12 protein-coding genes are annotated in these 12,403 nt (G+C 53.0%); 4 read left to right on the forward strand and 8 right to left on the reverse strand.

Annotation, left to right across the window (positions count from 1 at the left end):
• Window positions 1–5 precede the first annotated feature (5 nt).
• Window positions 6–806 (forward strand): sugar/pyridoxal phosphate phosphatase YigL, encoded by an 801-nt coding sequence (gene yigL / locus K0335_RS18800; RefSeq protein WP_000285353.1) that lies wholly within the window; start codon window positions 6–8, stop codon window positions 804–806.
• A gap of 75 nt (window positions 807–881) precedes the next feature.
• Window positions 882–1,781, forward strand: a complete 900-nt coding sequence (bioP, locus tag K0335_RS18805; protein WP_001196237.1) for a biotin transporter — start codon at window positions 882–884, stop codon at window positions 1,779–1,781.
• Here bioP and metR read toward each other — a convergent pair.
• Window positions 1,669–2,622, reverse strand: coding sequence for an HTH-type transcriptional regulator MetR (gene metR, locus K0335_RS18810; protein ID WP_000573618.1), 954 nt, complete (start codon window positions 2,620–2,622; stop codon window positions 1,669–1,671). The genes bioP and metR overlap by 113 nt on opposite strands.
• A 117-nt stretch (window positions 2,623–2,739) precedes the next feature.
• Here metR and metE point away from each other — a divergent pair, with 117 nt between their 5' ends.
• Complete coding sequence (metE, locus tag K0335_RS18815) at window positions 2,740–5,001, forward strand: 5-methyltetrahydropteroyltriglutamate--homocysteine S-methyltransferase (protein WP_104920368.1); 2,262 nt, start codon at window positions 2,740–2,742, stop codon at window positions 4,999–5,001.
• A gap of 39 nt (window positions 5,002–5,040) precedes the next feature.
• Here metE and K0335_RS18820 read toward each other — a convergent pair whose 3' ends face one another.
• Entirely contained in the window at window positions 5,041–5,856 is an 816-nt protein-coding gene (locus tag K0335_RS18820) for a dienelactone hydrolase family protein (RefSeq protein WP_104920367.1), read from the reverse strand.
• Between the two features lie 261 nt (window positions 5,857–6,117).
• Between K0335_RS18820 and udp the strand changes: the two genes are divergently transcribed.
• On the forward strand, window positions 6,118–6,882 hold the full coding sequence (udp, locus tag K0335_RS18825; RefSeq protein ID WP_000045186.1) for a uridine phosphorylase: 765 nt from the start codon (window positions 6,118–6,120) through the stop codon (window positions 6,880–6,882).
• Window positions 6,883–6,916: 34 nt separating this feature from the next.
• Here udp and K0335_RS18830 read toward each other — a convergent pair whose 3' ends face one another.
• From K0335_RS18830 to K0335_RS18855, 6 genes are read right to left on the reverse strand one after another with little or no spacing between them, the layout of a single operon-like run.
• Window positions 6,917–8,407 carry a tripartite tricarboxylate transporter permease gene (locus K0335_RS18830; RefSeq protein ID WP_000463035.1) on the reverse strand — a complete coding sequence of 497 codons (1,491 nt, stop codon included), beginning with the start codon at window positions 8,405–8,407 and terminating at the stop codon, window positions 6,917–6,919.
• Window positions 8,408–8,419: 12 nt separating this feature from the next.
• Window positions 8,420–8,926 (reverse strand): tripartite tricarboxylate transporter TctB family protein, encoded by a 507-nt coding sequence (locus K0335_RS18835; protein WP_104920366.1) that lies wholly within the window; start codon window positions 8,924–8,926, stop codon window positions 8,420–8,422.
• A gap of 16 nt (window positions 8,927–8,942) precedes the next feature.
• Complete coding sequence (locus tag K0335_RS18840) at window positions 8,943–9,917, reverse strand: tripartite tricarboxylate transporter substrate binding protein (RefSeq protein ID WP_000589810.1); 975 nt, start codon at window positions 9,915–9,917, stop codon at window positions 8,943–8,945.
• Between the two features lie 24 nt (window positions 9,918–9,941).
• Window positions 9,942–10,571, reverse strand: a complete 630-nt coding sequence (locus K0335_RS18845) for a 2-dehydro-3-deoxy-6-phosphogalactonate aldolase (protein ID WP_001116475.1) — start codon at window positions 10,569–10,571, stop codon at window positions 9,942–9,944.
• Window positions 10,561–11,565: a 2-dehydro-3-deoxygalactonokinase gene (locus K0335_RS18850; RefSeq protein WP_160193766.1), complete on the reverse strand. Its 1,005-nt coding sequence runs from the start codon at window positions 11,563–11,565 to the stop codon at window positions 10,561–10,563. The genes K0335_RS18845 and K0335_RS18850 overlap by 11 nt, the downstream gene beginning before the upstream one ends.
• A gap of 23 nt (window positions 11,566–11,588) precedes the next feature.
• On the reverse strand, window positions 11,589–12,356 hold the full coding sequence (locus tag K0335_RS18855) for an IclR family transcriptional regulator (RefSeq protein ID WP_000852400.1): 768 nt from the start codon (window positions 12,354–12,356) through the stop codon (window positions 11,589–11,591).
• Window positions 12,357–12,403: the final 47 nt, after the last annotated feature.

A 12,403-nucleotide genomic window follows, 5' to 3' on the forward strand; every position in this document is an offset into this window, starting at 1 on the left:
TTCTTATGTACCAGGTTGTTGCGTCTGATTTAGATGGCACGTTACTTTCTCCCGACCATACGTTATCCCCTTACGCCAAAGAAACTCTGAAGCTGCTCACCGCGCGCGGCATTAACTTTGTGTTTGCGACCGGTCGCCATCACGTTGATGTGGGGCAAATTCGCGATAATCTGGAGATTAAGTCTTACATGATTACCTCCAATGGCGCGCGCGTTCACGATCTGGATGGCAATCTGATTTTTGCTCATAACCTGGATCGCGACATTGCCAGCGACCTGTTTGGCGTGGTCAACGACAACCCGGACATCATTACTAACGTTTATCGCGACGACGAATGGTTTATGAATCGCCACCGCCCGGAAGAGATGCGCTTTTTTAAAGAGGCGGTGTTCAAATATGCGCTGTATGAGCCAGGATTACTGGAGCCGGAAGGTGTCAGCAAAGTGTTCTTCACCTGTGATTCTCATGAACAACTGCTGCCGCTGGAGCAGGCAATCAACGCTCGTTGGGGCGATCGCGTCAACGTCAGCTTCTCTACCCTAACTTGTCTGGAAGTGATGGCGGGTGGCGTTTCAAAAGGCCATGCCCTGGAAGCGGTGGCGAAGAAACTGGGCTACAGTCTGAAAGATTGTATTGCCTTTGGTGACGGGATGAACGACGCCGAAATGCTGTCGATGGCAGGTAAAGGCTGCATTATGGGCAGTGCGCACCAGCGTCTGAAAGATCTGCATCCGGAGCTGGAAGTGATTGGTACTAACGCCGAAGATGCGGTGCCGCATTATCTGCGTAAGCTCTATTTATCGTAATCGTTCTTTATTTAGTCAGTTGTCAACCTGATACTTCGCTACAATGGATACCCGATAAACAAAGAGACATCCATTGTGGCGCTACTTATCATTACCACGATTCTGTGGGCCTTCTCCTTTAGCTTTTATGGCGAGTACCTTGCGGGGCACGTCGATAGCTATTTTGCAGTGCTGGTGCGCGTTGGCCTGGCGGCACTGGTTTTTCTGCCGTTTCTGCGTACCCGTGGCAATAGCCTGAAAACGGTCGGCCTGTATATGCTGGTGGGCGCGATGCAGCTTGGCGTGATGTATATGCTGAGTTTTCGCGCCTATCTCTACCTGACGGTCTCCGAACTGTTGCTGTTCACCGTACTGACTCCGCTCTACATCACGCTGATTTATGACATCATGAGTAAGCGCCGTCTGCGCTGGGGCTATGCTTTTAGCGCCTTGTTGGCGGTGATTGGTGCCGGGATTATTCGCTATGATCAGGTCACCGACCACTTCTGGACCGGCCTGTTGCTGGTGCAACTCTCCAATATCACTTTTGCCATCGGCATGGTGGGCTACAAACGCCTGATGGAAACTCGCCCGATGCCGCAGCATAACGCCTTTGCGTGGTTCTATCTTGGCGCGTTCCTGGTGGCGGTGATTGCATGGTTCTTGCTGGGAAATGCGCAGAAAATGCCGCAAACCACGCTGCAATGGGGCATTCTGGTGTTTCTTGGCGTGGTGGCTTCCGGTATTGGCTACTTTATGTGGAACTACGGCGCGACTCAGGTGGACGCCGGAACGCTGGGCATTATGAATAATATGCACGTTCCGGCAGGGCTGTTGGTTAACCTGGCTATCTGGCACCAACAGCCGCACTGGCCAACGTTTATTACAGGCGCGCTGGTGATCCTGGCCTCACTGTGGGTGCATCGTAAGTGGGTCGCTCCGCGCTCTTCACAAACGGCAGATGATCGCAGGCGTGATTGCGCGCTGAACGAATAAACGCTTCTGTAATCGGCTGACGCTGCTCGCCATCGCGCACGGCGGCGTACAGTCGGCTCCACAATCCTTCGCCCAGGGTTTTGGTTACGACCAGACCCTGGCGCTCAAAACTCTCCACCACCCAATGCGGTAGTGCGGCAATACCCATCCGTGCGGCAACCATCTGAATCAACAATAAGGTGTTATCGACGCTTTTCAGTGACGGGCTGACGCCTGCTGGCTGAAGAAAATGCCGCCAGACATCCAGTCGGCTACGCTGCACCGGATAAATCAACAGCGTTTCGCTGGCGAGGTCTTCCGGCGTGATTCGCGTTTTCGCCGCCAGTGGATGGTCAGGTGCTAACACCAGACGCACTTCATAATCGAACATCGGCGAATAATGCAGGCCACTGCGCGGCAGAATATCGGAGGTCATCACCAGATCCAGCTCGCCCTGCTGCAATGCAGGCTGCGGGTCAAACGTTACGCCTGATTTAAAATCCATCTCCACCTGCGGCCAGTTCTTATGGAAATTTTCTAACGCGGGCGTCAGCCACTGAATACAGCTATGGCACTCAATGGCAATGCGCAGGCGCGTCTGCTGCGGTTCATTGCAGGCTTGCAGTGCCTGGCTGATTTGCGGCAGCACCTGATTCGCCAGTTGCAACAGGATTTCTCCCTGCGGTGTAAACCGAAGCGGCTGGCTTTTACGCACAAATAGCCGGAAGCCAAGGCGTTGTTCCAGATCGCTAAACTGGTGAGACAGGGCGGATTGCGTTTGATGCAACGTCGCCGCAGCGGCTGCGAGTGAGCCGCAGTTCCGCAACGCTTGTAGCGTTTTCAGGTGTTTTACTTCGATCATGAAAGTCCTTCACTTCGGCATGAATAATTTGCGCTTGAGGAATATACAGTAACCGCCAATTATGGATGTGTAAACATCTGGACGGCTAAATACTAAAAATTCCATAAGGGGCATATAATGACAATTCTTAATCACACCCTCGGTTTCCCTCGCGTTGGCCTGCGTCGCGAGCTGAAAAAAGCGCAAGAGAGTTATTGGGCGGGGAACTCCACGCGTGAAGAACTGCTGGCGGTAGGGCGTGAACTGCGTGCTCGTCACTGGGATCAACAAAAGCAAGCAGGTACCGACCTGCTGCCGGTGGGTGATTTTGCCTGGTACGATCATGTCCTGACCACCAGCCTGCTGCTGGGTAACGTTCCGGCTCGTCACCAGAACAAAGATGGTTCGGTAGATATCGACACCCTGTTCCGTATTGGTCGTGGACGTGCACCGACTGGCGAACCTGCGGCGGCAGCGGAAATGACCAAATGGTTTAACACCAACTATCACTACATGGTGCCGGAGTTCGTTAAAGGCCAACAGTTCAAACTGACCTGGACGCAGCTGCTGGAGGAAGTGGACGAGGCGCTGGCGCTGGGCCACAAGGTCAAGCCCGTGCTGCTGGGGCCGGTTACCTACCTGTGGCTGGGTAAAGTGAAAGGTGAACAGTTTGATCGCCTGAGCCTGCTGAACGACATTCTGCCGGTTTATCAGCAAGTGTTGGCAGAACTGGCAAAACGCGGCATTGAGTGGGTACAGATCGACGAACCGGCTCTGGTACTGGAACTGCCGCAGGCGTGGCTGGACGCCTATAAACCCGCTTACGACGCGCTCCAGGGCCAGGTGAAACTGCTGCTGACTACCTATTTTGAAGGCGTAACGCCAAATCTCGACACCATTACTGCGCTGCCTGTTCAGGGTCTGCATGTCGATCTCGTACATGGTAAAGATGACGTTGCTGAACTGCACAAGCGTCTGCCTTCTGACTGGCTGCTATCTGCTGGTCTTATCAATGGTCGTAACGTCTGGCGCGCCGATCTTACCGAGAAATATGCGCAAATTAAGGACATTGTCGGCAAACGTGATTTGTGGGTGGCATCTTCCTGCTCATTGCTGCACAGCCCTATCGACCTGAGCTTGGAAACGCGTCTTGATGCAGAAGTGAAAAGCTGGTTTGCCTTCGCCCTGCAAAAATGTCATGAACTGGCATTGCTGCGCGATGCGCTGAACAGTGGTGATACGGCAGCTCTGGCAGAGTGGAGTGCTCCGATTCAGGCGCGTCGTCACTCTACTCGTGTACATAATCCGGCGGTAGAAAAGCGTCTGGCGGCGATCACTGCCCAGGACAGTCAGCGTGCAAACGTTTATGAAGTGCGTGCTGAAGCCCAGCGTGCGCGTTTTAAACTGCCAGCCTGGCCGACTACCACGATTGGCTCTTTCCCGCAAACCACAGAAATCCGTACCCTGCGTCTGGATTTCAAAAAGGGTAATCTCGACGCCAACAACTATCGTACGGGCATTGCAGAACATATCAAGCAGGCCATTGTTGAGCAGGAACGTCTGGGTCTGGATGTGCTGGTGCATGGTGAGGCCGAGCGTAATGACATGGTGGAATACTTTGGCGAGCACCTCGACGGGTTTGTCTTTACGCAAAACGGTTGGGTACAGAGTTACGGTTCCCGTTGCGTGAAGCCACCGATTGTTATTGGTGACGTTAGCCGCCCGGCACCGATTACCGTGGAGTGGGCAAAGTATGCGAAATCGCTGACCGACAAACCGGTGAAAGGGATGCTGACTGGTCCGGTGACCATTCTCTGCTGGTCGTTCCCGCGTGAAGATGTCAGCCGTGAAACCATCGCCAAACAAATTGCGCTGGCGCTTCGTGATGAAGTGGCCGATCTGGAAGCGGCTGGAATTGGCATCATCCAGATTGATGAACCGGCGCTACGCGAAGGTTTACCGCTGCGTCGCAGCGACTGGGATGCCTATCTTCAGTGGGGCGTGGAGGCTTTCCGTATCAACGCTGCCGTAGCGAAAGATGACACGCAAATCCACACTCACATGTGTTACTGCGAGTTCAACGACATCATGGATTCGATTGCGGCGCTGGATGCTGACGTCATCACAATCGAAACCTCGCGTTCCGACATGGAGTTGCTGGAGTCGTTTGAAGAGTTTGATTATCCGAATGAAATCGGTCCTGGCGTCTATGACATTCACTCGCCAAACGTACCGAGTGTGGAATGGATTGAGTCCCTGCTGAAGAAAGCGGCAAAACGCATTCCGGCAGAGCGTCTGTGGGTCAACCCGGACTGTGGTCTGAAAACGCGCGGCTGGCCAGAAACCCGCGCGGCACTGGCGAACATGGTGCAGGCGGCGCAGAATTTGCGTCGGGGGTAAAATCCAAACCGGGTGGTAATACCACCCGGTCTTTTCTCATTACAGCGACTTCTTCCCACCATACAGCCTGAACCACCCCAGCATTCGCTGCCAGCCATCTTTCGCAGATTCGGCATGATAGCTCGGGCGATAATCAGCATTAAATGCATGCCCGGCATCCGGGTAGACGATAATCTCTGCTTTCGCGTTTGCTGCCCGCAGCGCCTGACGCATGGTTTCCACGCTCTCTTGCGGAATGCTGTTATCCTGGCCGCCATATAAGCCGAGAACTGGCGCGTTAAGATCGGTTGCGATATCAACAGGCTGTTTCGGTGAATTTAGCGTCTTATCGCCCGTCAGCTTGCCGTACCATGCCACCGCCGCTTTCAGTTGCGGGTTATGCGCAGCATATAGCCAGGTGATACGTCCACCCCAGCAAAATCCGGTGATCATTAACCGATGAACATCGCCGCCATTGCGTGACGCCCAACTAGCGACATGATCGAGATCGGCCAGCACCTGCGAGTCAGGCACTTTTGCTACCAGACCGCTAAGCAGCGTAGGGATATCGGCAAAATCATTCGGATCGCCTTCGCGGAAGTAAAGTTCAGGTGCGATAGCCAGATACCCCTCCAGCGCCAGACGGCGACAAATATCGCGGATATGTTCATGCACGCCAAAAATTTCCTGCACTACAATGACCACTGGTAGTAGGCCATCGCTCTGCTTTGGTCTGGCATGGTAAGCAGGCATGTTATCCCCTTGGGAAGGGATAGAGGTGATGCCTGCTACAATCGCGTCATCCGGGGTCTGAACGATGGTCGAAGCGAGAGGTGATGCAGCAGGTGCAAATCCAGATTGTTGTGTTGTTGCCATGGTATTCTCCGTACCCTTATAAAAATGTTGCGCAATGTTAACTATAGTCAGCATGCAACAAATCACATTGCCTGAATCGGCTCATCTTTTATGCAGTCATGCAGAATGAAGAGTGATTTATGTGATTCACATCACTTTTGGTGGGTAAATTTATGCAACGCATTTACATCAAGGTGATGAGTGTCACGAAAAAATGTTAAACCCTTCGGTAAAGTGTCTTTTTGCTTCTTCTGACTAAACCGATTCACAGAGGAGTTGTTTATGTCCAAGTCTGATGTTTTTCATCTCGGCCTCACTAAAAACGATTTACAAGGGGCTACGCTTGCCATCGTTCCTGGCGACCCGGATCGCGTGGAAAAAATTGCAACGCTGATGGAAAAGCCAGTTAAGCTGGCATCTCACCGCGAATTCACCACCTGGCGTGCTGAGCTGGATGGTAAACCTGTCATTGTTTGTTCTACTGGTATCGGTGGTCCTTCCACCTCTATTGCTGTTGAAGAGCTGGCACAGCTGGGTATCCGTACTTTCCTGCGTATTGGTACTACGGGCGCAATTCAGCCGCATATCAATGTCGGCGATGTGCTGGTGACCACTGCGTCTGTTCGTCTGGATGGCGCGAGCCTGCACTTCGCTCCGCTGGAGTTCCCGGCTGTGGCTGATTTCGAATGTACGACCGCGCTGGTTGAAGCGGCGAAGTCAATTGGTGCAACCACTCACGTTGGCGTGACGGCTTCTTCCGACACCTTCTACCCAGGCCAGGAACGCTACGACACTTACTCTGGTCGTGTTGTGCGCCACTTTAAAGGTTCGATGGAAGAGTGGCAGGCGATGGGCGTAATGAACTATGAAATGGAATCTGCAACCCTGCTGACCATGTGTGCAAGCCAGGGCCTGCGTGCGGGTATGGTGGCGGGCGTTATCGTCAATCGTACCCAGCAAGAGATCCCGAATGCTGAGACGATGAAACAAACCGAAAGCCATGCGGTGAAAATCGTGGTGGAAGCGGCGCGTCGTCTGCTGAAATAAAAAAACGCTCCCCAACGTCGGGGAGCGATATCAGTTACTGACGCCGTAAGCGCATAATTTTGCGGATTATTGGCGTCAGTAGCGTAAAGGCTGCCAGAGTCAGCAATGCCAGGGTTATCGGTCGGGTATACAGGAAGTCGAGTGACCCCCCTGAAAGCGACAGCGCACGGCGGAAATTACTTTCCGCCATTGGCCCCATAATCAATGCCAGCACTACGGGTGACGCCGGATACCCCCCTTTTTGCATGAAATAGCCCACCACGCCTGCAATCAGCATAATGCCAACATCAAACAGGCTGTTGTTCAGCGCATAAGTCCCAACAACACAAAGCGCGAGGATCATCGGCGTGAGAATATTGCCGGGGATCTTCACCACGTTACCGATGACTTTCAAAGAGAGCAGTCCAAGAACTAGCAGCATGAAGTAACAAAAGATCATGCCGACAAACAGCGTATAAACCATATCGCCGTGGTCGGTAAACATCAGTGGGCCTGGCTGCATCCCTTGTAACGTTAACGCGCCCAGCATGATGGCAGTTACCGCATCGCCTGGGATCCCCAGCGTCAGCATAGGTAACAATGCGCCACCGGTGCAGCCATTCGCGCCTGCCTCACAGGAGGCCACCGCCTTAATCTCACCCTTACCAAAGTTTTCAGGCGTCTTACTGAAACGACGAGTTTCGTTATAGGCAACAAAAGCTGCAATATCCGCCCCCGCACCGGGGATCATGCCGATAAAAACCCCTAATCCTGATGAGCGCAAAATGGTTAATGCGATGCGGCGTAGTGTTTGCCAGGGCAGTAACAGACTGCCGATAGCCACCTTCGCCCCCTGACGAATTTGCTGGTTTTGCTCCATAGAGCGGAATGCTTCTGAAGCAGCAAATAAACCAATCATCACCGGGATAAATGGCACATTCATCAGCTCCACAAATCCACCTGTAAAGCGTGGAAAACCGCCCATTGGATCAAGGCCTATCGTTGCGATCAGTAATCCGCCAACCCCGGCAATCAGCCCTTTAATCAGCGACTCACCGGAAATACTGGCAATAATGCTCAGTCCGAAGGTTGCCAGGGCGAAGGACTCCGAGGCACTAAATTTCAACGCCCAACTGGCAAGGACCGGAGAGAGAAACATCAATACGATAATGCTGAGCGTTCCACCGCTAAAAGAAGAGAACGTGGCGGCACTTAACGCCAGCCCGGCTTTTCCCTGCTTCGTTAACTCATAACCGTCAATGGCGGTGGCAGCGGCGGCAGGTGTACCGGGAATTTTGAGCAAAATTGCGGTGATAGAACCACCATACACACCACCAAAAAAGACACCGCAAATCATCAACAAGCCAGAAACAGGCTCCATGCCGTAGGTGAAAGGCAGCAAAATCGCCACACCCATGGTCGCTGTCAGGCCAGGCAGAGCGCCAATCATAATACCCAGCATCACTCCAAACGTGGCAAACAGTAGCGCCTGAGGATTACTGAGTAATGTCGAAAACCCCTGAGTTAAAAGTTCACTTTCAAACATTGCAGGCCCCTGTTATTCGAAAAATGTGCCGACAGGCAATGGCACCTGTAACGCTTCGACAAACAGCAACCAGAGGATTGCCGTTAACAGCAGCGCAATACCCGGTGTGAGTACCCATCGCCTGTAGCCCATCAATGCCATAATGACGATGAGGAAAACAGGAGTAGTAATGAGATAACCGCAGTAGCTCATTGCCACGATATAAAACGCGGTTGCCGCAATTCCTGTTGCCGTTTTCCTGAATGTCGGTTTTTCCTGTGTGTTGGCGCAAGGGGCTGGTTTTGCCAGTAAAAGATCGCGTATCACCAGTAAGACAGCGAGCACAATCAGGGCACAGGCATAGAAGGTAGGGAAGGCACTTGCACCGGGATCCGTTTCAATGGCAGTTGCTGGAAAATCAGCGGCATTAATTATCACCGCGCCAGCAACCACACAAAGTAACAGCGCCACCACCACAGTGGATGAAAGGCGCTTGCGGTGCGGTACGGCGAGTTGAGCAACAGATTGTTTTGTGTTCATCGACCGTACCTCGGGATTATTTTTTCAGGCCCAGGCGAGTCAGCAGCTCGTCAAAGTACTTTTCCTGCTCGTTGATTTGGGTCTGGAAGCTGGCACCATCAAGCCATGCATAGTTGAGATTCAACTTTTGCAGTGCATCCTGGAATGCAGGCTCTTCAGCCGTCTCTTTTGCTGCCTTTGCCAGAACATCCACCACATCCTGCGGCGTTTTTTGCGACACAATCAGGCCGCGCCAGGTGCCGATGGAGAGATCAACACCTTTCTCTTTTAACGTCGGGACGTCAGGCATGGTTTTCATACGTTCATCCGCCATCACTACCAGTGTCTTCAGCTTGCCGCCTTTCACATGGTTGATAACTTCACCTGGGCTTACGGAAACCGCTTCAATATGCCCGCCTAACAGGCCTGTAATGGCAGGGGCTGCGCCGTCATACGGGACATGAGAAAACTTCGCGCCCGTTTTGTCTTCCAGTGCAGCTGCCGCCAGATGCCAGATTGCTCCGGTGCCTGAGTTACCAATGCGTACTTTTCCGGGATTCGCTTTGGCGTAAGTCATAAATTCTTCATAGCTATTCCACGGCGCATCAGAACGGACGGTGATAGCAGCCGGATCCGCGTTCAGACGGGCAATGGGTTTAAAGTCGCTGGTTTTAAAACGCACCATTCCGAGGCTGGGAAGGGTGGTCAGTTCAACCGTGCCTAAACCAATTTTGTAACCGTTAGGGCGGGCAGCGGCGATTTCACTCAGGCCGATAGCGCCGCCACCGCCAGGTTTATTGATAACCCCGATGCTGACGGGTAAATGGTTTTTGGCGGCATCTGCAAAGGCTCGGGCAACCAGGTCCGTACCGCCTCCGGCCGCGTAGGGGACGACTAACTCGATCTGTTTGGTTGGCCAGGAGGCCGCCTGCACAGGCGCAGTGCTGAGGGCAGCGCCGGCAAGAAGTACCATTGCAGCCATTTTTTTCGGTAAGGTAAGATGTTTTATCATTGCTTTTATATCCTTATTTATCAGTTAGTTGCTATTTAAATTGTTCCATGCGTTCATAAACAGTACTGCATTTTCATAGACTTGCTCTGGCGTCATGCCGGGGCGATATAGCGCAGAACCGAGGCCAAAGCCGTTTGCGCCGTGGCTCAGATAACGCGCCATTGTGTCTGGAGTGATACCGCCAACCGGTAACATCGGAACGGATTGTGGAATAACCGCACGCCAGGCTTTGGTGACTTCAGGCGTAATTTGTTCAGCCGGGAACAGCTTGATGGCATTGGCGCCATGTTCAATGGCAGCAAAAGCTTCGGTGGGCGTAGCGACGCCAGGCGCACAATACATACCCAGCGCACGGGCACGACGGATCACCGCAGTATCGCAATGCGGCATCACGATAATCTGGCCTCCAGCCTCTTTAACCGCGACGACTTGCTCCACCGAAAGCACAGTTCCGGCTCCGACCAGGCAGTCCTTAGGCAGGGCGTCGCGCAGTAAACTGATACTTTGCAACGGCTCCGGCGAGTTCATGGGAATCTCAATCAGGCGAAATCCAGCGGCATACAGCTTTTCACCGATGGCGACAATCTCATCCGGTTTCACGCCGCGTAAAATGGCGACTAACCCGGTTTTTTGCAAAAGCGTATTAAATGGCATGAGTACATTCCCTGGCGTTGGTGGAGAGTAGCCCGGCAGCGTGGGCGATTCGCCATAACCCCTGTTCAGTGGCATTAGGAATGGCGTGTAGCTGTCTGTCGGGAAAAACGTGGCTGAACGCCCGTGAATAGCGGCTGTTCAGGGTGGCGCTACCAATTAAGGCGATCGGTGTTGTGGCGGGTAAATCACGTAGCAAACTGGATGCCAGACCGCATAATTCATGGCCTATCAGTAATCCTGAAAGATAATCCCCCTGTGAGGACGGCGTAAGATTACTGGTCAGCAGGCGCGAACGGGTCGAAAATAGCGTCGATAATAATCCGGTCTGATGATGCTCTTGTGCTGCTGTCAGCCCGTGGGCGAAGGCATCCCAGTGCGGTTCATCTCCCGGATACATGGTGGCACCGAGAATCGAATGGCGGGATAAAACATCAAATAACTCGCCAGTCATAAAGGTTCGGAAATCGGTAATGGTGTTGTTTTCAACTACAGCCCATTTCGCATGTGTGCCAGGTAAGCCAATCAGCACAGGCATACCCTGATGGATTGCGTTTTGCAGGGCCGGTTCCATCGAGATAGCACCGAAGATTTGTGTCTCTTCACCACGCATCACTTCGGGCATTTCACCTTCTTTAATCACGCCAGGAATGATGTGCAGCATTGTCTGCTGCTGGTGGATAACAGGCGTCAACTGCTTTGCCAGACCCTCAAGAGTGACCGGGCAAGGTAAATAAGCTGCTGGTTGCCACCCTTGCGCACTGCCGATCATGCCGCAAGCCAGAACCGGGCATGGGGATTGTGCCAGCCAGTCGCCGCAGACACGTAAAAACGTATCGTGGAAAGCGTCCTCACGTGTTGCTGCCTGGGAGGGTAATTTCATGATCCCCCACGGGAATTCACGTTTTTCTTGTGGATTTGGTGAGTCGCCAAAACGCCATGCCCGAAGCGATGACGTTCCCCAGTCCAGGGCAATAAATGAGGTGTTTCCCGACATTAGCCGTTTCCTTTAGTCATGGTTTATTTATTTTTGTGGACGTGCTTACCCCAGCCCAGTTCAGCGGATATCTCTTCTGCACAGGATTTGACGTAAGGTGCCAGTTCTTCCAGACGCGCCAGTGACATATACGTAGTGGTACTGGCGACAGAAATAGCCGCCACAATTTCATCCCGGGCGTTGTAAACCGGCGCTGCAACGCAACGGATAGTCGGCTCGTTCTCTTCCAGATCAAAAGCAAAACCACTGGCGGCATAACGACGCATGTTCTGAATAAATGTGCCCAGTTTTGTTTCATCACCACAGGTCTTAAACAGCGTGCGCCACTCTTCTTCTGTTCGGTTGAGGATCAATGCCTTGCCGATGCCGGTGATTGCCAGTGGCATGCGATGGCCTGGGCGTGAGCGCATTTCCAGCCCGCGCTGGCTGTTGATCTTCTCCAGATACAGCACTTCGTCGCCTTCAACGATCCCCAGATGCACGGTGTCCAGGGTGTAACGGGCAAGGCGTTGCAAAACGGGCTGGGCAACTTCGTACAGCGAGGTGCTTTCCAGTGCTCTGGCACCGAATTCGATCAGTTTGGCACCCAGTTGGTAGCCCTGCGTTGGGACATGGCGCAGGTAGCGTTGTTCCACCAGAACGGTGACTAAACGATGGGTTGTGCTCCGGGTCGTGCCGGTGAACTCGCCGATACTTTTCAGGTCATGGCAGCCGTTATAAACAGCATTAAGAACCGCCAGTCCGCGTAATAACGTTTGTGCGCCTGCGGTGGTTGAAGAGGTTTCTGCCATACGTTTCTCCTGATGATATTGCTGAAGTGTTCCACATAATGACGTGG

The sequence above is a fragment of the Escherichia sp. GZ89 genome, assembly GCF_019366485.1.
GTDB classification, from domain to species: domain Bacteria; phylum Pseudomonadota; class Gammaproteobacteria; order Enterobacterales; family Enterobacteriaceae; genus Escherichia; species Escherichia fergusonii.

Coding starts and splice junctions, on each gene's coding strand:
- K0335_RS18820 (WP_104920367.1), bottom strand. CDS start 5,856: ATGGCAACAACACAACAATCTGGATTTGCACCTGCTGCATCACCTCTC.
- K0335_RS18845 (WP_001116475.1), bottom strand. CDS start 10,571: ATGCCATTTAATACGCTTTTGCAAAAAACCGGGTTAGTCGCCATTTTA.
- udp (WP_000045186.1), top strand. CDS start 6,118: ATGTCCAAGTCTGATGTTTTTCATCTCGGCCTCACTAAAAACGATTTA.
- K0335_RS18840 (WP_000589810.1), bottom strand. CDS start 9,917: ATGATAAAACATCTTACCTTACCGAAAAAAATGGCTGCAATGGTACTT.
- K0335_RS18850 (WP_160193766.1), bottom strand. CDS start 11,565: ATGTCGGGAAACACCTCATTTATTGCCCTGGACTGGGGAACGTCATCG.
- K0335_RS18835 (WP_104920366.1), bottom strand. CDS start 8,926: ATGAACACAAAACAATCTGTTGCTCAACTCGCCGTACCGCACCGCAAG.
- K0335_RS18830 (WP_000463035.1), bottom strand. CDS start 8,407: ATGTTTGAAAGTGAACTTTTAACTCAGGGGTTTTCGACATTACTCAGT.
- metE (WP_104920368.1), top strand. CDS start 2,740: ATGACAATTCTTAATCACACCCTCGGTTTCCCTCGCGTTGGCCTGCGT.
- yigL (WP_000285353.1), top strand. CDS start 6: ATGTACCAGGTTGTTGCGTCTGATTTAGATGGCACGTTACTTTCTCCC.
- metR (WP_000573618.1), bottom strand. CDS start 2,622: ATGATCGAAGTAAAACACCTGAAAACGCTACAAGCGTTGCGGAACTGC.
- K0335_RS18855 (WP_000852400.1), bottom strand. CDS start 12,356: ATGGCAGAAACCTCTTCAACCACCGCAGGCGCACAAACGTTATTACGC.